Origin of the sequence: Variovorax atrisoli 110B (assembly GCF_000382045.1) — a bacterium.
Lineage (GTDB): Bacteria > Pseudomonadota > Gammaproteobacteria > Burkholderiales > Burkholderiaceae_C > Variovorax > Variovorax atrisoli.
This window is the reverse complement of sequence record NZ_KB907452.1, coordinates 179,272-199,322: the sequence shown is the minus strand read 5'-3', so window position 1 is coordinate 199,322 and position 20,051 is coordinate 179,272. Positions and strand designations below refer to the sequence as shown.

At 69.7% G+C, this 20,051-nt stretch carries 18 protein-coding genes; 12 read left to right on the top strand and 6 right to left on the bottom strand.

Annotated elements, in window-relative coordinates; translation table 11 throughout:
• Window positions 1-55 precede the first annotated feature (55 nt).
• The 6 genes from G369_RS0111995 to G369_RS0111970 all read left to right on the top strand — a co-directional run bounded on the left by G369_RS0111995 (window position 56) and on the right by G369_RS0111970 (window position 5,932).
• Window positions 56-961 (top strand): SDR family NAD(P)-dependent oxidoreductase, encoded by a 906-nt coding sequence (locus tag G369_RS0111995; RefSeq protein WP_019654245.1) that lies wholly within the window; start codon window positions 56-58, stop codon window positions 959-961.
• 79 nt (window positions 962-1,040) lie between these two features.
• A complete protein-coding gene (locus G369_RS0111990) occupies window positions 1,041-1,931 on the top strand; it encodes a LysR family transcriptional regulator (protein WP_019654244.1) in 891 nt (296 codons plus the stop codon).
• A 13-nt stretch (window positions 1,932-1,944) separates the two neighbouring features.
• Entirely contained in the window at window positions 1,945-2,832 is an 888-nt protein-coding gene (locus G369_RS0111985; protein ID WP_019654243.1) for a LysR family transcriptional regulator, read from the top strand.
• Between the two features lie 111 nt (window positions 2,833-2,943).
• A complete protein-coding gene (locus G369_RS0111980; RefSeq protein ID WP_019654242.1) occupies window positions 2,944-4,098 on the top strand; it encodes a mandelate racemase/muconate lactonizing enzyme family protein in 1,155 nt (384 codons plus the stop codon).
• Window positions 4,099-4,190: 92 nt separating this feature from the next.
• The gene (locus G369_RS0111975) at window positions 4,191-5,204 is read left to right on the top strand and encodes a Bug family tripartite tricarboxylate transporter substrate binding protein (RefSeq protein WP_020723047.1); all 1,014 of its coding nucleotides are present in this window, start codon (window positions 4,191-4,193) and stop codon (window positions 5,202-5,204) included.
• A 2-nt stretch (window positions 5,205-5,206) separates the two neighbouring features.
• On the top strand, window positions 5,207-5,932 hold the full coding sequence (locus tag G369_RS0111970) for an arylmalonate decarboxylase (RefSeq protein ID WP_019654240.1): 726 nt from the start codon (window positions 5,207-5,209) through the stop codon (window positions 5,930-5,932).
• A gap of 6 nt (window positions 5,933-5,938) precedes the next feature.
• On the opposite strand, the gene G369_RS0111965 is transcribed toward G369_RS0111970, so the two are convergent.
• From G369_RS0111965 to G369_RS0111955, 3 genes are all read right to left on the bottom strand, one after another.
• Complete coding sequence (locus tag G369_RS0111965; protein ID WP_019654239.1) at window positions 5,939-7,306, bottom strand: MmgE/PrpD family protein; 1,368 nt, start codon at window positions 7,304-7,306, stop codon at window positions 5,939-5,941.
• A gap of 74 nt (window positions 7,307-7,380) precedes the next feature.
• A complete protein-coding gene (locus G369_RS0111960) occupies window positions 7,381-8,544 on the bottom strand; it encodes an acyl-CoA dehydrogenase family protein (protein WP_019654238.1) in 1,164 nt (387 codons plus the stop codon).
• Between the two features lie 19 nt (window positions 8,545-8,563).
• Entirely contained in the window at window positions 8,564-9,349 is a 786-nt protein-coding gene (locus G369_RS0111955) for a citryl-CoA lyase (protein WP_019654237.1), read from the bottom strand.
• A 107-nt stretch (window positions 9,350-9,456) separates the two neighbouring features.
• On the opposite strand from G369_RS0111955, the gene G369_RS0111950 reads away from it, so the two are divergent.
• The 5 genes from G369_RS0111950 to G369_RS0111930 all read left to right on the top strand — a co-directional run bounded on the left by G369_RS0111950 (window position 9,457) and on the right by G369_RS0111930 (window position 15,632).
• Window positions 9,457-11,778 carry an acyl-CoA dehydrogenase family protein gene (locus tag G369_RS0111950; RefSeq protein ID WP_019654236.1) on the top strand — a complete coding sequence of 774 codons (2,322 nt, stop codon included), beginning with the start codon at window positions 9,457-9,459 and terminating at the stop codon, window positions 11,776-11,778.
• Between the two features lie 160 nt (window positions 11,779-11,938).
• Complete coding sequence (locus tag G369_RS0111945; RefSeq protein ID WP_019654235.1) at window positions 11,939-12,925, top strand: Bug family tripartite tricarboxylate transporter substrate binding protein; 987 nt, start codon at window positions 11,939-11,941, stop codon at window positions 12,923-12,925.
• Between the two features lie 3 nt (window positions 12,926-12,928).
• Window positions 12,929-14,431, top strand: coding sequence for a class I adenylate-forming enzyme family protein (locus G369_RS0111940; RefSeq protein WP_019654234.1), 1,503 nt, complete (start codon window positions 12,929-12,931; stop codon window positions 14,429-14,431).
• A 151-nt stretch (window positions 14,432-14,582) separates the two neighbouring features.
• Window positions 14,583-14,762, top strand: a complete 180-nt coding sequence (locus tag G369_RS0111935; protein ID WP_019654233.1) for a DUF3606 domain-containing protein — start codon at window positions 14,583-14,585, stop codon at window positions 14,760-14,762.
• 189 nt (window positions 14,763-14,951) lie between these two features.
• Complete coding sequence (locus tag G369_RS0111930; protein ID WP_019654232.1) at window positions 14,952-15,632, top strand: hypothetical protein; 681 nt, start codon at window positions 14,952-14,954, stop codon at window positions 15,630-15,632.
• On the opposite strand, the gene G369_RS0111925 is transcribed toward G369_RS0111930, so the two are convergent.
• Window positions 15,575-16,867, bottom strand: a complete 1,293-nt coding sequence (locus G369_RS0111925; RefSeq protein ID WP_019654231.1) for a DNA topoisomerase IB — start codon at window positions 16,865-16,867, stop codon at window positions 15,575-15,577. The two genes, G369_RS0111930 and G369_RS0111925, sit on opposite strands and share 58 nt — an antisense overlap.
• A 158-nt stretch (window positions 16,868-17,025) precedes the next feature.
• On the opposite strand from G369_RS0111925, the gene G369_RS0111920 reads away from it, so the two are divergent.
• Entirely contained in the window at window positions 17,026-18,069 is a 1,044-nt protein-coding gene (locus tag G369_RS0111920) for a purine-nucleoside phosphorylase (RefSeq protein WP_019654230.1), read from the top strand.
• A gap of 18 nt (window positions 18,070-18,087) precedes the next feature.
• On the opposite strand, the gene G369_RS0111915 is transcribed toward G369_RS0111920, so the two are convergent.
• Together G369_RS0111915 and dinB are read right to left on the bottom strand one after the other, a co-directional pair.
• The gene (locus G369_RS0111915) at window positions 18,088-18,771 is read right to left on the bottom strand and encodes a TIGR02117 family protein (RefSeq protein ID WP_019654229.1); all 684 of its coding nucleotides are present in this window, start codon (window positions 18,769-18,771) and stop codon (window positions 18,088-18,090) included.
• Window positions 18,772-18,778: 7 nt separating this feature from the next.
• Window positions 18,779-19,972 carry a DNA polymerase IV gene (dinB, locus tag G369_RS0111910; protein ID WP_418151365.1) on the bottom strand — a complete coding sequence of 398 codons (1,194 nt, stop codon included), beginning with the start codon at window positions 19,970-19,972 and terminating at the stop codon, window positions 18,779-18,781.
• Window positions 19,973-20,051 lie beyond the last annotated feature (79 nt).

Here is a 20,051-nt window from a genome sequence, read left to right as displayed (position 1 = left end):
TTCTGGATTTCGCCCGCGACCTGCGGGCGAACGGACATCTACAGCAGAGGCAAGCATGGTTGAAGGAAAAGTGGTCGTCGTCACCGGCGCGGGCGGCGGCATCGGGCGCGACATCGCGCTGGCGATGGCGGCGCATGGCGCGAAGGTGGTGGTCAACGACATCGGCGCGGCGCTCGACGGAGCAGGGGGCAGCGCCGGCCCCGCGCAGCAGGTGGTCGACGAGATCCGCGCGGCCGGCGGGCAGGCGGTGCCCAGCACCGACAGCGTGGCCGACGCCGCGAGCGCGGCGCGCATCGTGCAGTGCGCCATCGACGGCTTCGGGCGCATCGACGCGGTGGTCAACAACGCGGGCATCCTGCGCGACCGCTTCTTCCACAAGATGTCGGTCGACGAATGGGACTCGGTGCTCAAGGTGCACCTGTACGGCGCCTACTACGTGAGCCGCGCCGCCGCCACGCACTTCAAGGAGCAGGAGTCGGGCGCGCTGGTGCACATGACCTCCACGTCGGGCCTGATCGGCAACTTCGGCCAGGCCAACTATGCGGCGGCCAAGCTGGGCATCGTGGCGCTGTCGAAGTCGATCGCGCTGGACATGCAGAAATTCAACGTGCGCTCCAACTGCATCGCACCCTTCGCCTGGAGCCGCATGATCGGCGCCATTCCCACCGATACCGACGAGCAGCGCGCCCGCGTCGACAAGATCAAGCAGATGACGCCCGCCAAGGTCGCGCCGCTGGCCGTGTACCTTGCGAGCGATGCCGCGGCGGCGGTCAACGGCCAGATCTTCTCGGTGCGCAACAACGAGATCTCGCTCATCAGCCAGCCGCGGCCGGTGCGCTCCATCCACCGCTCGGAGGGCTGGACGCCGCAGAGCATCGCCGAGCACGCCATGCCCGCGATGCGCGCCAGCTTCTTCGAGCTCGACCGCTCGGCGGACGTGTTCAGCTGGGACCCGGTCTGAGGACAAACCCGCATCAGGCCGTTCGGGAGGCCATTCGCCGGACAATGCGCGTTCCGCTTCCCCTTGATTCCGGCGCCCGGTGAACCTGCACTTCGACCTGTTCGACCTGAAACTGTTCGTCTACGTGGCGGACGCGCACAGCCTCACGCGCGGCGCGGAGAAGGCCTGCATCTCGCTGGCCGCCGCCTCCACGCGCATCAAGCAGATGGAGGAGGCCGTGGGCGGCAAGCTGCTGCACCGCAGTGCGCAGGGCGTGAGCCTCACGGCGGCGGGCCAGGCAGTGCTCTACCACGCCAAGCGCGTGATGCAGCAGATGGAGCACCTGCGCTGCGACATGCAGGACTTCGGCAAGGGCATCAAGGGCCATGTGCGGGTGTTCGCCAACACCACTTCCATCACCGAATACCTGCCGCAGAAGCTGGCGGGCTTTCTCACGCAGCATCCGGCCGTGCAGGTCGACCTGCGCGAATACCTCAGCGAGGAGATCGTGCGCGCGGTGGCCGACGGCGAGGCCGACATCGGCATCCTCGCAGGCGACGTGCACACGGGCGACTTCGACTCGCGGCCCTTCGGCAGCAACCAGCTCGTGCTGGTGGTGCCGGTCACGCATCGCCTTGCCGGAGCGCCCTCGGTGGCCTTTGCCGACACGCTCGACGAACAGCACGTGGGCCTGCACCACGGCAGCGCCATCCACCGCTTCCTGCAGCGCCGGGCCGAGCTTGCAGGGCGCGGCTTCAATCCGCGCATCCAGGTCAGCAGCTTCGAGGCCATCTGCCTGATGATCGAGGCGGGCGTGGGCATCGGCGTGCTGCCGGCGTCGTCGGCGCAGCGGCTGTCGATGGCGATGCGCATCTCGACGGTGGCGCTCAGCGACACCTGGGCCGAGCGCGAGCTGAAGCTGATCGCGCGCAGCCGCGAGCAGCTGCCCGCCCTGGCGCGCGAGTTGTTCGACCACCTCGCGACGCGCTGAGGAGGCCGCAGCCATGTCGGCCGACCTGAAGTCGCTGCGCCTGTTCGTCGCCGTTGCCGACAACGGCAGCATCAGCGAAGGCGCCAAGCGCTGCCACATCGCGCTGGCTGCGGCCAGCAAGCGCATCTCCGACCTCGAGGCCCGCGCGCGGCTGCCGCTGCTGGTGCGGCATGCGCGCGGCGTCACGCTCACCTCGGCGGGCCACGGCCTGCTGCTGCATGCGCGCGCCGTGCTGTCTGCCATGGACCGTCTCGGCGCGGAACTCGACGACTTCCAGAACGGCGTGGCGGGCGTGGTGAGCATCACGGCCAACGCATCGACCATCGCGCAGTTCCTTCCGTCGCAGATCGGCTCCTTCCTGCGCCTGCATCCGGTGCTGAAGATCGACCTGCAGGAACGTGCCAGCACCGAGGTGGTGAAGGCGGTGCAGGCCGGCCTGGCCGACATCGGCGTGATCGAGGGCAACACGCCCGCCGAGGGGCTCGAATGCCTGCCGTATCGCAACGACGAACTGGCGGTGGTGGTGGCGCGCGACCATCCGCTCGCGCGGCGCCGGCGCATCGGCGTCGACGAGGTACTGAGCCACGACCACATCGTGGTGCGCGAAGGCACGGCGCTGCACCGCGTGCTGCTGTCCGCGGCGCTGGAGGCCGGCGTGCCGCTGAAGGTACGCATGCAGGTGGGCAGCTTCGACATGGTCTGCCGCATGGTGGAGCAGGGCGCGGGCATCGGCGTGCTGCCCTATGCGGCCATCCTGCCGCAGCTGCAGATACTGAAGCTGCGCTGCCTGAAGCTCGATGCGCCCTGGGCCCACAGGCGCCACCTGCTGTGCGTGCGCAGGCAGCAGGAGCTGACGGTGGCTGCGCGCTCGGTGCTGGAGCACCTGGGCCGGCCCGACTGAGCCTGCCCGCAGGCCAGCCTTCGTGGCGCGCGAAGGCTCGGACTCGCCAAAAACGAATTGTTCTCCCGCGGTTCGCACGCAAAGATGCGTGCATCAACGAAGGAGACACACTTGAAGATCGTTCGCGTCAGCGCCACGCCGCTGAACATTCCCGTCACCATCGACGTGGTCGGCATGAACAAGCAGACCTCGCTGTCGTTGTGCCTCACCGAGATCGAGACCGACACCGGCCTGGTCGGCCACGGCATGACGGCCATCACGGAAGAAGAAGTCATCGCCGCCGCCGTGCGCGAGGTGGCGGGCCCCGCGCTGGTCGGCGAGGACCCGATGGCCACCGAGCGCCTGTGGGAGAAGCTCTACTGGCTGCTCTCGCCGCGCGGCCAGACCGGCTACGCCAGCCACGCCATCGCCGCGCTCGACATCGCGCTGTGGGACATCAAGGCCCGTGCGCTGGGCCAGCCGCTGTGGCGCCTGCTCGGCGGCGCGCGCGCGAAGGTGCCGGTGTACGCCACCTTCGGCTTCGGCTTCTTCGAGCGCGACCAGCTCGCCGCCGCCGCCAAACTGTGGGTGTCGCAGGGCTTCCAGCGGCTGAAGATGACGGTCGGCAACCATGCGCTCGCGCGCCGCGACGAGCCGCGCCCGCTCGACGAGGTCATTGCGGAAGACGTGCGCCGCGTCGCCGCCGTGCGCGAGGCCGTGGGCCCCGACGTGAAGCTCTACGTCGACGCCAACTGCGGCCTCGACCTGTTCCACGCCACCGAGCTCGCGCACCGCATCGAGCCCTACGGCATCAGCTTCTTCGAGGAACCGCTCACGCAGAACGACGTGCGCCAGATGGCCCAGCTGCGCGCGCGCACCCGCATCCCGCTGGCCTGCGGGCAGAACGAGGGCCTGGCCTTCCGCTTCCGCGACCTGCTGGTGAACCAGGCGGCCGACGTGCTGCAGCCCAACGTGACCATCTCGGGCGGCTACTCGCAGGTGCTGAAGATCGCCGGCATGGCGCAGGCCTTCAACGTGCCCATCGACAACGGCGGCGCCTGGCCCTTCCACAACATGCACCTGCATGCGGGCGTGTCGAACGGCGGGCTGGTCGAGTACCACTACGTGGCGGTGCAGATGCTCAAGCAGATCTTCGACGGCCTGCCGGTGCCCGAGCAGGGCTGGCTCACGCTGCCGGAGACGCCGGGCCTGGGCTTTGCGCCGAACGCCGAGCGCGTGCGCGAGCTGGCGAAGCTGCCGACCTCGCACGGCAAGGGCAAGGCCTGAGCGGCCGGCGCCACCCCTCGCGCGACACTTTCTTCCTTCACGACCAGGCCGCGACAGACGGCCGGCGTCCGATCAAAGACAACGGAGACATGATGAAAGCCACACAAGCGATTCGACCACCCGCGCGCCGCCATGCGTTGCGCGCGATGGCCGCCCTGGGCCTCGCTGCAGCCCTCTCGGCGCCCGCGGCCTGGGCCCAGGCCCAGAAGTACCCCGACAAGCCCATCCGGCTCATCGTCGGCTACTCCGCCGGCGGCGGCGTCGATGCGGTGGCGCGGCTGCTCGGCACGCGCCTGTCGAACGTGCTGGGCCAGCAGGTGCTGGTGGAGAACCGCACCGGCGCGACCGGGCTCATCGCGGCCGACTTCGTCGCCAAGGCGCCGCCCGACGGCTACACGCTGATGATGGGCGACAGCGCCTTGCTCGCCGCCAAGCTGCTGCAGCCGAAGATCGCGATCGACCCGCTCACCAGCTTCAAGCCGGTGGCGGGGGCTTTCATCTCGCCGCTGATGATCGTCGTCGGCAACGACTTCCCCGCGAAGACTCCGGCGGAGCTGGTGAAGGAGCTCAAGGCCAACGCCTCGCGCTACTCGTACGCGACCTCGGGCGTGGGCACGGTGCAGCACCTGGGCTTCGAGATGCTCAAGCAGGCCACCGGCAGCCCGGTGGTGCACGTGCCCTATCGCGGCGCAGCGCAGATCGTTCCCGACGTGATCGGCGGCCAGATTCCGATCGGCGTGGTAAGCGCCACCGCCGGCATGGCGCAGGCCAAGGCGGGCAAGCTGCGCGCGCTCGCGATGATGAACACCGCCAAGCTCGAAGGCGCCGAGAGCGTGCCGCCGCTGGCCGATGCCCTGCCGGGCTTCGACGTGGCGCCGCGCATCTTCGTGCTGGCGCCGGCCGGCACGCCCAACGAGATCGTCGACAAGCTCTCTGCCGCCGTGAAGGCAGTGCTCGACACGCCCGAGGCCGGCACCGCCGCGGCGGCGCAGGGCACGCTGCGCGCGTACGCCGCGCCGGCCCAGCTCGGCAAGGACATGGCCGCCGAGACCGCGCGATGGAAGAAGATCATCGCGGAGCAGCACATCGTGGCCGAGGGGAGCTGAGCATGGCGCAGCCTCACCTGGGACTGATCGTGCCGCCCGCCGCGGGCGCGGTGCCGGTGGACGGCCCGCTGCTGTACGGCGAGCGCATCCGCTTCAGCGCGCGCGGCCTGGGCCTGGGGGAAATCTCCACGCGCGGCTATCTCGACGTGATCGACTCGGTGGTCGAGAAGGCGGTGGCACTGAAGAAGGAAGAGGGCGTTTCCGCTATCTCGCTCATGGGCACCTCCCTGAGCTTCTTCCGCGGCGCGGCCTTCAACCGCCAGCTCGAGGTCGAGATGGCGCATGCCACCGGCCTGCCCTGCACGACCATGAGCAACGCCATCGTCAACGGGCTGCGCCACCTGAAGGTGCGGCGCGTGGCGGTGGCCACGGCCTACATCGACGAGGTCAACGAGCAGCTGCGTGGCTACCTGGAGCAGAGCGACTTCGAGCCATTGGCGCTCGAAGGCCTGTCGATCTCCGACGTGCAGGCCGTCGGCAAGGTGCCGACCCAGGCGCTGGTGGACCTGTGCGTGAAGGTGTTCGAGGCGCAGCCGGGAGCCGACGGCATCCTGATCTCCTGCGGCGGGCTGGTCACGCTCGACGCGGTGCGCGAGGTGGAGGAGCGCCTGCAGGTGCCCGTGGTGTCCAGCTCGCCAGCCGGCTTCTGGGACCTGGTGCGCACCGCGGGGCTCGATGCGCGCTCGCCGGGCTGCGGCCGGCTCTTCGCCTGGACCGCGCCAGCCTGAACGGGCTCAAGCCAGCCAGCGTCCCACGCGCGGCGTGTCGGCCAGTTGCCAGACGCGCCGGCACAGCGCCTTCGCCTCCTCGGCCGTGGCGCCTTCGCCGTAGTGCGCGAGGCGCTGCATCTTGTCCTCGATCTCGGCGCGGCTCAGGCTGTTGCCGGGGTCGCCCTTGGGCTCGTCCACGCGGCCCTGCAGCGTGCGGCCGTCGGCGGTCTGCACGCTGACCTTGCCGATCCAGCGTGCCGGGTAGGCCGTGTCGACTTCCTCGTCGAGCTGCATCGTCACCTTCTCGCGGAAGGCCGAGACCTCGGGCGCGAGGAAGTCGCGGTCGAACTCGCCCAGGCCCGCGCGGCCGTGCACGGCGATCAGGCCCAGCACCGTGCCCATCGAGAACTTGCCCTGGTGCACCGTGGCGGGCACATCGACGCGGCCCAGCACGTCGATGGCGCCCTGGTGCACATGCGTGGTCACGCGCGACACGTCGGCCGGCTTCAGCCTGTTCTGCTGCATCACCTGCAGCAGCGCGTCCGCCGCGGGGTGGGTGTGGCGGCAGGAGGCGTGGTACTTGAAGGAGGTCTCGGCCAGCGTCCAGCGCGTGCCCAGGCCGTCGGTGAGCTTCGCCGGGTCGGCATCGCTCGACATGCCCACGCCCAGGCCCTGCGCGCCTTCGAGGATCTTCGCGGCCCCGGTGAAGCCGTCCTGCGCGAGGTAGGCCGACATCAGCCCGCTGGCGGCGGCGTGCGCACAGTGCAGCTGCTTGGAATCCGCCGCGTCGCGCAGGAACTCCCACACGCCGGCCGACTGCGTGCCTGCCGAGCCGAAGGCGTGCAGCATCTGCTGCGGCGAGAGCTCCAGCAGCCGGCCCACCGCCGCGGCCGACGCGAGGGTGCCCGCCGTCGCGGTCGTGTGGAAGGTCTTGTAGTGCGAGCGGCCGAGGAATTCACCCACGCGGATGCCGACCTCGTAGCCCGCGACGACGGCCGTGAGCAACTGCGCACCGCTCGCGCCGATGCTCTGCGCCACGGCCAGGGCAGGCGCGATGACGACAGCGGCCGGGTGGAACACCGAGCCGTTGTGCACGTCGTCCTGCTCCACGAAATGCGAGGCCGCCGCGTTGACCAGCGCGGCGAACACCGGCGAAGTGGTGCACCGCGAGGTCAGCAGTTCGCTGGGGCCTTCGGCGGGCCCCATCATCTGCGCGAAGCGCTCGATGCTGCGCACCGGCCGCGCCGTGCGCGCGGCGAGCACGGAGCCCAGCCAGTCGAGCATCAGGTCCTCGGTGCGGCGAAGCACGGGGGCGGGGATGGCGTCGAACTTCAGGTCGGCGGCGAACGTGGCGAGCACCTTGCTCGGATGGTCGACAGCGGCGGACGTCATGGATGATCCTTTCGTGGAATGCCGCGGAACCGGCCTTGCCGGGCCGCAGGCGTTGCCCCCAGCAAGGGGGTTAGTCAAAACGAACGGGGGAGGCCGAGCATGTGTTCGGCAACGTAGCTCAGGATGAGGTTGGTCGAGATCGGCGCCACCTGGTACAGCCGCGTCTCCCTGAACTTGCGCTCGATGTCGTATTCGCAGGCGAAGCCGAAGCCGCCATGGAACTGCAGGCAGGCATTGGCCGCCTCCCAGCTCGCCTTGGCCGCAAGGTACTTCGCCATGTTGGCCTGCGCACCGCAGGGCTGGTGGGCGTCGAAGAGGCGGCAGGCCTCGTAGCGCATGAGGTTGGCCGCCTCCACCTCGATGAACGACTCGGCAATGGGGAACTGCACGCCCTGGTTCTGGCCGATGGGCCTGCCGAACACCACGCGCTCCTTCGTGTACTTCGTGACCCGGTCGATGAACCAGTAGCCGTCGCCGATGCACTCGGCCGCGATCAGCGTGCGCTCTGCGTTGAGCCCGTCGAGGATGTACTTGAAGCCCTGGCCTTCCTCGCCGATGAGGTTCTCGGCCGGGATCTCCAGGTTCTCGAAGAACAGTTCGTTGGTCTCGTGGTTCACCATGTTGAGGATGGGCCGCACTTCCAGCCCCTTGCCGATGGCCTCGCGCAGGTCGACGATGAAGATCGACATGCCTTCCGACTTCTTCTTCACCTCCGAAAGCGGCGTGGTGCGCGCCAGCAGGATCATCAGGTCGGAGTGCTGGATGCGCGAGATCCACACCTTCTGGCCATTGATGACGTAGCGGTCGCCCTTCCTCACGGCGGTCGTCTTGATCTTGGTCGTGTCGGTGCCGGTGGTGGGCTCGGTCACGCCCATGGACTGCAGGCGCAGTTCGCCGTTGGCGATCTTCGGCAGGTAGGCGCGCTTCTGCGCCTCGCTGCCGTGGCGCAGCAGCGTGCCCATGTTGTACATCTGGCCGTGGCAGGCGCCCGAGTTGCCGCCGCAGCGGTTGATCTCTTCCATGATGACCGAGGCCTCGGTCAGACCCAGGCCCGAGCCGCCGTACTCCTGCGGAATCAGCGCGGCCATCCAGCCGGCCCTGGTGAGCGCGTCGACGAATTCGGCGGGGTAGCCGCGCGCCTCGTCGATCCTGCGGAAGTAGGCGTCGGGAAACTGCGCGCACAGGTCGCGCACGGCATCGCGGATGTCGGGAAAGTTCTTGTCGTTGGCGTTGTTCATCGGTTCTTGCTGCTGCTGTTCAGTCCTGGCGCGGCTCGCCCGCTTCCTTCTCCACGCGCTGCCAGATCTCGACGGCCATCGGGTCGTCGATCTCTTCCAGGATGTGGCCCACCAGCCCGATGGCCCGCGCCATCACGCCGAAGCCGCGGATGATCTTCCAGGGAAAGCCGAACTCGGCCGCGATCGCGCCGATGGCGCCGGTCGCGTTGATCGGCAGCGACTTGCCCGACACGCGCTCGGCTTCCTCCTGCACCGCCTGCATCAGCGCGACGTAGTGCGTGGAAAGCCCGTTCTCCGCCGCGATCTGGAAGAGCCGCGGCGTGCGCGGGTCGATGGGCTTGTGCAGCGGATGGCCCAGCCCCGGCACGATCAGCTTGCGCGCTCGGTGGTCGGCCACGATGTCCTTGGCCATGTCTGCCAGCGGGCGGGAGGGTGTCTCGCCGAAGGGAATCGCCTCGTAGAGCATCTTCGCGGCGCCCTCGGTGCTGCCGACGAACACCGTGCCCAGCCCGCACAGACCCGCCGCCACGGCCGCCTGCAGCGCCTCGGGTGCGCCTGCATAGGTGAGGCGCGCCGCCAGCGCGCTGGGCGTGACGCCGTGCTCCACCAGCGTGACGACGATGGCGTTGAAGGTCACCGACTCCTGCGGCGTGGGAATGCGCCCGGTCAGCTCCAGGAAAGCCATGTCGCCCAGGTTGAGGTGGCCGAGGATCTCCGAAGGCAGGTCGCGCCCGCGCACGGTGATCCGGTCGGGCGTGCTGCGGCCCAGCTCCGTGTGCAGGGATTTCTTGATCTTGGTGGTCATGGGGCCGAATCTAGCCCGCACGCGCGCGCAGCGGCTCTCTGATTGCGAAACCCTCCCTTCGGCAAATGCAAATGCCGCTTTGCGGGGCCTTCTGTCACGCTGCGGCGATGGACCTCGAATCACTTGCTGCAGTGCGCGAATCGGCACTGGACTACTTCGAACGCAGCCGTGCCCTGCAGCGCCGGCGCGAGCGCATGGAGCGCCCCGGCGGCGACGAGGCCGAGGGCTGGCAGGACATCGCCGCACTCGGCTGGACCGGCATGCTGGCACCCGAGTCGGCCGCAGGGCTGGCGCTGGGGCTCGACGGAGCTGCCGAGATCTTCCGCGCGGCGGGCGAGCATGCGGCACCCGAGCCGCTCTTGGCCGTGGCAGGCCTCGGCGCGCTGCTGCTGGCGCGGCTGGGCACGCCCGGCGCGAACGCGCTGCTCGCCGAGCTCGTCGCAGGCCGCAGCCTGCCTGCGCTCGCATGGCAGGAGAGCGCGGGCGACCTGAGCGCGGTGCCGCTGGCCTGCGGCTGCGAGGCCCGACCCGGGGGCGGCGTGCTGCTTCAGGGCGAGAAGCTGATGGTGCTGCCCGGCGCGGCCGCCAGCGGCTGGCTGGTGTCGGCGCGCGGTGACGACGACGCCGTGCTGCTGTGGGTGCCGCGCGGCACCGCAGGCGTGATCGAAACGCCGGTACCGCTGGTCGATGGCAGCCAGGCTTCGAACCTGCGCTTCGAGCAGGTCGTGCTGCCGGCCGATGCGGTGCTCGCCGATGGCCCGGCCGCGCAGGAGGCGCTGCGCCATGCGCTCGCGGCCGGCCAGATCCTGCAGTCGGCGGAACTGCTGGGCGCGGGGCAGGCGATGCTGGCGCAGACGCTGGCCTACCTGCGCACCCGCTCGCAGTTCGGCAAGCCCATCGGCAGCTTCCAGGCGCTGCAGCACCGATGCGTCGACATGTTCATCCACCTCGAAGTGGCGAAGGCCACGCTGGACGAAGTGCTGGCGCTCTCGGCGCAGGGCCTGCCGGCGCAGCGGCTCGAGGCCGAGGCCAGCCGCGTCAATGCGCGCTGCACCGCCGCCGCGCTGCAGGCCTCGCGAGCGTCCGTGCAGCTGCACGGCGCCATCGGCTACACGCAGGAGTGCGACCTGAGCCTGTTCTACAAGCGCGTGCTGTGCCTCTCGGCATGGCTGGGCAACGCGAGCGCGCATCAGCGCAGGCATGCCGTGCTGTCGGGCGATGTGGAGGCCGCGCCCGGCGTGGCCGGGTGGAACGGCGAGTTTCCGCGCACCGCCGACTGGTCCGCCATGCCCGAGGCCGACTTCCGCCGCATGGTGCGCGCCTTCCTGCAGCAGCGATATCCGCAGCAGCTGCGCTACCTCTCGCACCGTGCGCGCTGGAGCGAGATGCGCGAGTGGTACCTCACGCTCTCGGCACAGGGCTGGATCGCACCGGCATGGCCGCAGTCGCACGGCGGCATGGGGCTGCCCGCGGACAAGCTCATCGCATGGATCGAGGAGCTGGAGCAGTACGGCGTGGCGCGCGCGCCCGACCAGGGCATCGTGATGATCGGGCCTCTGCTGATCCAGCACGGCACGCCGCAGCAGCAGCAACGCTTCCTGCCGCGCATCCTCAGCGGCGAGCATGTGTGGTGCCAGGGTTATTCGGAGCCCAATGCCGGCTCCGACCTCGCGGGCCTGCGCACCGAGGCGATGCCGGCGCGCGACGCGCAGGGCGAGCACTTCATCGTCAACGGCCAGAAGATATGGACCACGCTCGCGCAGGACGCCAACCACATCTTCATGCTGGTGCGCACCGACAAGGACGCGCGCAAGCAGGAGGGCATCAGCTTCCTGCTGTGCGACCTGCGCACGCCGGGCATCACCGTCCGGCCGATCCACACGCTGGCGGGCGAGCCGGAATTCTGCGAGGTGTTCTTCGACAACGTGCGCGTGCCGGCCGAGAACCTCGTGGGCAGGCTGCACGGCGGCTGGAGCATCGCGAAGGCGCTGCTGGGCTTCGAGCGCATCTTCCTGGGCAGCCCCAAGCAGTCGCAGTACGCACTGGGCCAGCTCGCGCGGCTGGCGCAGGCGCGGCGTCTCTTCGCCGACCCGGTGTTCGCGCAGCGCTTCGCGGCATTGCGGCTCGACGTGCTCGACCTCTCGGCCGCCTACACCGGCTTCGCGAACATCGTGCGCGCGGGCAAGCCGCTGCCGGCCTCGGTGTCGCTGCTGAAGATCTGGGCGAGCGAGACCTACCACCGCATCGGCGCGCTGCTGGTCGAGGCCGGCGAGGAGCAGGGCGCCGTGGCCGGCGACCAGGTGCTCGACGGGCAGACCTTCAACGTGCTCTCGCCGCTCATCGGCTCCACCGCCGCAATGATCTACGGCGGCACCAACGAGATACAGCGCAACATCCTCGCGCGGCAGGTTCTGGACTTGCCCGCATGAGGCTCGCCCCCGGTCTTCGCGCACTTCGTGTCGCCGCGCCAACCCCCTGCCGGGGGCGACACCTGCGGCCTGGCAAAGCCGGTTCCGCGGTGTTCCACGAAAGAACGGTCCTGCCTGGCTTTCGAGCCTGACTTGTAGATCAAAAAAGGAGACAACGCTCATGACTTCCATCGACCTCTCGCGCCGCCACATCGTGTCGGCGCTGGCGGGCAGCGCGGCGCTGGCCGCTCTGCCTTCGCGCGTGTTCGCGCAGCAGCCATTGCCACCGCTCGTCAAGCTCGTGGTCGGCTATTCGGCCGGCGGTCCCGTGGACGGTGCCGCGCGCCTGCTCGCGCCCGCACTGAGCCAGGAGCTGGGCACGCAGGTGATCGTGGACAACCGGCCCGGCGCCAGCGGCTCGCTCGGCGGCGACGCAGTGGCCAAGGCCGCGCCCGACGGTGCCACGCTGTTCTTCGGTGCGAGCCCGACGATCACCATCAACCCCAACGTGCAGCGCCACATGGCCTTCGACCCGATGAAGGACCTCGCGCCCATCGCGCCGCTGGTGGACTACACCAACGTGCTGGTCGTCAACAACGAGGTGCCGGTGCGCAGCGTGGCCGAGCTGCTGGCCTATGCGAAGGCGCGGCCGGGCAAGGTGTTCTACGGATCGGCCGGCGTGGGCGCCTCCAACCACCTGAGCGGCGCGCTGCTGGAGAAGATGGCTGGCGTGCAGCTCACCCACGTACCGTACAAGGGCAGCGCGCCCGCGCTCGCCGACGTGATGGCCGGCAACGTGACCATGATGTTCGACATCATCGCCACCTCCAGGCCCTTCATCCAGACGGGCAAGGTGCGTGCGCTGGCCGTCACCTCGCGCCAGCGCAACCGCATGCTGCCCGATGTGCCCACCATGGTCGAGTCGGGCCTGCCGGGCTACGACGTGGGCGGCTGGTTCGGCCTGTACGGGCCGGCGCGCATCGACCCGGCGCTGGTCGCGCGCATCAACGCCGCCGCTCAGAAGATGCTGGCGCGCGAGGACATCGCCGGCCGGCTGCGCGAGCAGGGCTACGACGTGTGGTCGGGTGCGGCGGAGGTGCTGGCGACCAAGGGCAGGTCCGACCGGCAGCTGTGGGCGACCGCTTCCAAGGGCATCGAGGCGGAATAGGCGATGCGGCGGATCCATCACCTGCTCGAAGAGCGTGCGGCGAGCACGCCCGATGCTGTCTTTCTCTTCGAGCCATACGGCACGACGACCTACGCGCAGCTCCAGTCCATGGTCGACGTCGCCACGCAAGACCTCCTGGCCGCCGGCGTGCGGCCGACCGATCGCGTGCTGCTGGTGGCGGAGAACTGCGCCGCGCACATCGCGCTCATCATGGCCTGCAGCCGCGTGGGCGCGTGGTCTTGCGGCGTGAACGCGCGCATGTCGCCGGGCGAGATCGCGGCGATTGCCGAGCGGGCGGATGCGCGGCTGTGCTGCTACACGACGGGAGCCTCCGAAGCTGCCGCGCAGCATGCGGGCAGGGCCGGTGCCAAGCCGGTTTCGCTGGAAGGCGTGATGCGCTCGGGCACTCGCGAAGACGCACGCACCGAGCCCGACGCGGCGCTGGCCGACACGGCCGCCATCATCTTCACCTCCGGCACCTCGGGTACGCCCAAGGGCGTGATGGTGTCGCATCGCGGCCTGCTGCACTTCGGACGCGTGTCGGCGCGGATCCGCGCGCTGGGCGGGCACGACCGCGTCTATGCCTTCCTGCCGATGACGCACATCTTCGGCATCGGCACCGTGCTGATGGCCGCGCTCAGCGGAGGCGCTTCGCTGGTGCTGCGCGGCAGCTTCTCGCCGGCCGACGTGCTGCACGCGCTGGCCAACGAGCAGGTGTCGAACCTGCTCGGTCCGCCGACGATGTACGCGCGCTTGCTGGCCCACATCGAGGCCGAGCATGCGGCGCCGTGCTTTCCGCACCTGCGCTACGTCTACACCGGCTCGGCGCCGCTCGATCCGGCGCTCAAGCAGCGTGTCGAGCGGCTCTTCGGCCAGCCGCTGCACTACGGCTACGGGCTGTCGGAATACGCAGGCTCGGTGTTTCTCACGCGCACCGAGTCGCCACGCGCCGATACGTCTGCCGGACATGCGGTGGAAGGCGGCGAGGCGCGCATCGTCGACCCCGAAGGCAACGACGTGGCGCTGGGCGACACGGGCGAGATCTGGCTGCGCGGCCCCGGCCTGATGCTGGGCTACTTCCGCGACGCGGCGGCCACCGCGCAGGTGATGCGACCCGGCGGCTGGTACGCCAGCGGCGACCTGGGGCGCTTCGGCGACGACGGCGCGCTGTTCGTGGTCGGGCGGCTGAAGGAAATGATCATCCGCTCGGGCTTCAACGTGTACCCGGCGGAGATCGAGGCGGTCATCGGCCGCTTCGAGGGCGTGCATCTGTGCGCGGTGATCGGTGTGCCCGAGGCCGACGGCAACGAGCAGGTGGTTGCCTTCATCGAGCTGAAGCCGGGTGCGACGCTCGACGAGGCCGGGCTGCGCACGCACCTGGCCGGGAACCTGTCGCCCTACAAGCGCCCCGCGCGCATCGAGCTGATCGATGCGATGCCCACCACGGCCAACGGCAAGCTGCTCAAGCGCGAGCTGAAGGCGCGCTGCGTGCCGGCGGCCGGCTGAACGGGCGCGAGCGTCTTCGCCGAGGCCGCCGCGTGCCTCGGCCCTGACACCCGGCTCGTACGGACTTCTCCTGCAAGCGGGTGCGCCGCCGTCTGCCAGAAGGCTCTCGATGCGGCTCGCAAGGTAAGGCCTTCTGCAAAGGAAAAACACCATGGCCGATGACCTGAACAAGCGCGGGCCGCAGGATGGCGCCCGCATCAACGTGAACGAGGCGCACGAGGTGCGCTACTGGACCCAGACGCTCGGTGTGACCGAGGCGCAGCTGCGCTCGGCCATCGCGGCGGCGGGTGTGCAGGTGAAGGACGTGCGCGCGTACCTCGGCAAGCCCTGAATCCGGTTCCGGAGGCTTCGGAGCTCCGGCAAGGGCCGGCAGGGGCCTGGGCGGAGGCGGCATCACGGTAGGCACCCTCCTACACCTGTGGGAGGGCCTGATACTTCATACTTGTTACCAGAACGTTTCTGGAGGCAAGCTGCTCTTGACCCTGCCGATGATCAACCCGACGCCCGTGTCCGCCGCCCGATGAAATCCTCGCCGAGTGCGCGCAGCTGGATCGCGGCCGGCGTGCGTCACGAACTCCTCACGCGCGCGCTGCCCGCCCTGCGCCACGACATGGCCGCCCCGGTCTCGGTGATCCGCATGGCGCTGCTCATGCTCAAGCGGCAGATCAGCGCGCCGACCGTCGACACCACGGCCTGCGAAGAGCGGGTGGGGCTGATCGACACCCAGGTTTCCGAACTGGTGGAGGCGATCCGCTCGCTGCGCGACTGGGAGCTCGCGACCGTCGACGACGGCATCACCCGCAGCGCGCTGGTGTCCCAGTGCGTGACCCTGATGCGCGCCGCCTTCGACCTGCACGGCGTGACGCTCGAGAAGGACGAGTCCCTGAACCCGTCCGACGACGAGCAGCGCTGGCCTGCAGCGGCCGCGCTGCGCTACCTCTTCCTGGGTGCGATGGGCTACCTGCACGACGGCGCCGAAGAGGCCGGCACCATCCGCATCGAGGCCGACGGCGCGAATGCGCTGCGCCTCGTGGCGCTGCCGCGCGAAGCGGACGCTTCCGAAGCCGTGCTCGACGCACATCGCGCGCCGCGCGCCCTGGCCATCGACGCGGTTGCGCTGCAGAACCTGGCGGAAGACCTGGGCTACGCCGTGGCGCTCGATGCGACCAGCGTGCGCCTGGTGCTCGCCACCCGCAACTGAGGCTTTTGCTTTCCGGCCACGGGCCGCGCGGCGCGACGCTGCTCGCGCCGTGTCCGTCCGTTCTTCTCGCGAGCGGCCTCGCGCGTCTGCCGGGCCTGGTCGCGCCGGTGCGCCTTCAGGAACGACAGCAGCCGGCGTTCCGCCGCATGCAGCCCTCGCGAGGGCCTTGCGGTGCGGCTGCCGCCGATCTTCTCGAACAGTGCGGCGGTGGCCTCATCGCCGTCCGACAGCGCGCTGCCCAGCGCCAGCACCGCAGGGTGCACGTAGGCCTTCCTGCAGACGGCGGGTGTGTTGCCCAGCTGCTTGGCCACCGCACCGAGGATGTCCTTGGCGCTGTAGCGGCTGCCGTCGGCGGCGGTGCGGCCGGGCTCGCAGGCCAGCCGGGTGAGCTCCAGCGCCTGCACCGTGCCGTGCCAGGTGCGGAAGTCCTTCGCGGTGAAGCGTTCGCCGCCGGCGGCTTCGGCCAGGTAGTCGTTCACGTCGGTCGACGAGACGCCGCGCAGCTCGCCGGTCTTGCCGTTGCCTTCCTCATCCTCGTCGACGTACTGGAAAAGTGCCTGCCCCGGCAGCTGCTGGCATTGCCGCACCACCTTGGCGACGCGCGGATCGTCGAGCTGCGCCTCGTGCATCACGCCGCTCTTGCCGCGGAAGCGCAGCTTGAGCGCCTGGCCCTTCACCGTCGCATGCCGGTTGCGCAGCGTGGTGAGGCCGAAGGAGCCGTTGCTGCTCGCGTATTCCTCGTTGCCCACGCGCATCAGCGTGGTGTCGAGCAGCCGCACCAGCGCCGCGAGCACCTGGGCGCGGCCGGGCACCTTGCGGCCCGGGGGCAGCCGCAGGTCGCGCGCCACGCGGGCACGGATGCCCGGCAGCGCGAGCGCGAAGGCTTCGAGCCGTTCGAACTTGGTCTCGTCCTTCATCGAGCGCCAGTCGGCGTGGTAGCGGTACTGCTTGCGGCCGCGCGCGTCGATGCCGGTGGCCTGCAGGTGGCCGTTGGGCAGCGGGCAGATCCACACCTGGGTGTAGGCCGGCGGAATGGCCAGCATGCGGATGCGCGAGAGCTCGTCGGCGTCGCGCACCCACATGCCGCGGGCGTCGCGGTAGCGGAAGCGGTCGCCGTGCTTCAGGCGGCGGATGCCGGGCATGTCGGGGTTCACGTAGACCAGGCCGTTGGCGATGGGCGTCGGCCTGGACGGGGGCCTGGCGGTCGAGGAGGAAGAAGAGGAAGGTGCCGGCATGGGGCTTGCGTGGTGGCGTTACACCTTGCTTTTGCCAGCACCGACAATCCACGGGTGTAGGACGCCGCAGGCGCCGGCGGTGCGCCGGGTGCGCTTGCGGCGCCGGTGCCTCCGTTCTTCTCCGCAGTTTTTTTTTCTCTCTCTTACCGGGTTCCAGAATGAGTTCGTCCAAGTCTTCCCTTTTCGCCGTCCGCTGGCTGGCCGTGCCGGCAGCGGCGCTGCTGCTCACCGCCTGCGCCTCCACGTCCACGACCACGGCTCCTGCTGCGGCCGCGCCCGTGAAGGTCAAGGTCTTCGTCGCCGCCATGTTCGAGATCGGCAAGAACACCGGCGACCGCGCCGGCGAGTTCCAGCACTGGTACGAGCGCTACTGGAAGGACGCCCAGGCCATCACGGTGCCCGGCGCGCTGCAGCCCGTGTACTGCAACGCCGACGGCGTGTGCGGCTCGGTGCTCGGCATGGGCAAGGTGAACTCGTCGTCGTCGATGCAGGCCATCCTGCTGAACCCGCAGTTCGACTTCTCGCAGAGCTACTACGTCATCTCGGGCGTGGCCGGCACGCCGCCCTCGCGCGGCACCATCGGCGAGGTCAGCTGGGCCACATGGCTGGTCGACTACGACCTGGGCCACCGCTGGGCGCCCGAGGAGAACAAGCCCGGCGAGCCCACCTTCATGCCGCGCAAGGGCTACGAGGAATATCGCCGCTTCAAGCTCAACCCCGATCTCGTGAGCTGGGCCATGAAGCTCTCGGCCGACACGCCCCTGAAGGACTCCGAATCGGCCCGCAAGTACCGCCTGCGCTACCCCGACGCGGCCGCGCGCCGCGCACCCTTCGTCGGCACCGGCACCCACATGACCGGCGACACCTTCTTCCACGGTCCCGGCATGTCGAAGCAGGCGCAGTACATCGCCAAGCTCTACGGCGCCGACGACTACGTCATCACCGAGATGGAGGCCGCCGCCATCACCCTCGTCATCAAGCGCACCCACGGCACCGACCGCGTGATGAGCCTGCGCGGCGCCGTCAACTTCGACCAGGGCAACCCGAAGGAAACCACGCTGCAGCACCTCGACCCCGCACCGGGCGAGACGGCCGGCGGCTTCGCCCAGACGGTGGAGAACATCGAGCTGGTGGGCAGCCGCGTGGTCGATCACATCGTCGCGAACTGGTCGAAGTGGTCGGGCGGAGTGCCGAAGCCCTGAGCTCGAATGCCGGCCCGTTCAGGGCCGCACCGGCTCAAGGTGCCACGTCACCGTGAAGTCGAACGGCGTCCAGCGGCTCGCGGTGACGCCTGCCTGCCGCAGGCCGCGGCCGGTCCAGGTGTTGCAGGTCTCGAAGAGGTTGTAGCCGCCTTCGGCCTCGTAGAAGGCGTCCTGGTTGTCGTAGTGCGCGCCCGCGATGGGGGTGGCGCGGCCCGATGGCAGTGCGGCGCGCACGTAGGCTTCGAGCTGCGCGTACTGCGTCTGCGTGAGCGGCAGCGCGAAGGCGCCTTGCCCCATCTGGCCGCGCCGCAGGTAGCTCACGTGAAGCAGCGCGCGGTTGCCGCCGGCCAGGGCTGCGAGCGCGCGCGATGCGGTCAGGTCGGACCAGGTGGGTGTGTTCAGGTAGAACTCGCGGTCGCCCCAGCCGATGGCGATGAATTCGGCGTCGGGTGGTGGTGCCCTGAAGTCCTTCAGCGGAAAGAGCTGCAGCCAGTCGACGGTGGCCGAGCGGATCGGGAACACGTAGTCGGTGTGCACGCCGTTGCTCAGCACCCAGGCCTGCACTTCGGCGACCGCATTCTTCGGCGCTTCGGCGTTGGCGGGCCAGAGCACCAGTGCGCAGGCCGTGGCCACGTACAGGCCCACGAGTGCGACGAAGCCCAGCAGGGTGAAGACGATGCGCCGCAGCCAGCGTCCGGCCATCGCGCCCTCAGAAGAGCGACGCGGTGGTCGCCACCGGCTCGGCCGCCGCGCGGTGCGTGCCGGTGGCGGCGGGCGCCAGGGCCTCGGGGCTGCCGGCCTTCGCCAGCGTGCCCACGCGCACGCCCAGCAGGCGCAGGGGGCGCTCCAGCGGCACGCGCTTCAGGCACAGGCCGCCGATCTGGCGGATGGTCTTGGCGTCGTCGGTGAAGCGGTCGATGGTCTGGTCGCGCGTGGCGATCCTGAAATCGTCGTAGCGCAGCTTGATGCCGATGGTCTTGCCCACGTAGCCCTTGCGCTGCAGGTCGGCGGCCAGCTGCTCGCACAGCCTGGTGAAGATCGCGCCCAGTTCGGCGCGGTCGCGCACCGCGTGCAGGTCGCGGTCGAAGGTGGTCTCTCGGCTCATAGACACCGGCTCGCTTTCGGTCACCACGGGGCGGTCGTCGCGACCCCATGACACCTCGTGCATCCACGCGCCGGTGGCCTTGCCGAAGTTGGCGATGAGCCAGTCGCGGTCGCGCGCCGCGAGCTGGCCCACGGTCTCGATGCCGAAGCGCTTGAGCTTCTCGTCGGCCTTGGGGCCGATGCCGTTCACCTTGCGGCAGGGCAGCGGCCAGATCAGCTTTTCCAGGTCGTCCTCGTAGACGATCGAGATGCCGTTGGGCTTGTTGAACTCGCTCGCCATCTTGGCGATGAGCTTGTTGGGCGCCACGCCGATGGAGCAGGTGAGCCCGGTGGCGTCGAAGATGGCCTTCTGCAGCAGCCGGGCCAGCGAGCGCCCGCCCTCGCGCTGGCCGCCGGGCACGTCGGTGAAGTCGATGTAGACCTCGTCCACGCCCCGGTCTTCCATGAGCGGCGCGACCTCCAGGATGATCTTCTTGAAGGCGCGCGAGTAGCGGCGGTACTCGTCGAAGTCCACCGGCAGGATGATCGCCTGCGGGCACAGCTTGGCCGCCTTCATGAGCCCCATTGCCGAGCCCACGCCGAACTGCCGCGCGGGGTAGGTGGCGGTGGTGATCACGCCGCGGCCGGTGTAGTCCTTGAGCAGCGGAAAGTCTTCGACCGGAATGTCGGCCAGCGTGCCGCCTTCGGGCAGGTTGCGGATGGCCTCGTCCACGCGCCTGCGCCCGCCGCCGATCACCACCGCCTTGCCCTTGAGCTGCGGGTAGCGCAGCAGCTCGACGGACGCGTAGAAGGCGTCCATGTCGAGGTGCGCGATGCGGCGGATCTTCGGTGCCGATGGGGTCTGGGAGCTCACGGAAACAATTGTCTCGCGGCTGGGC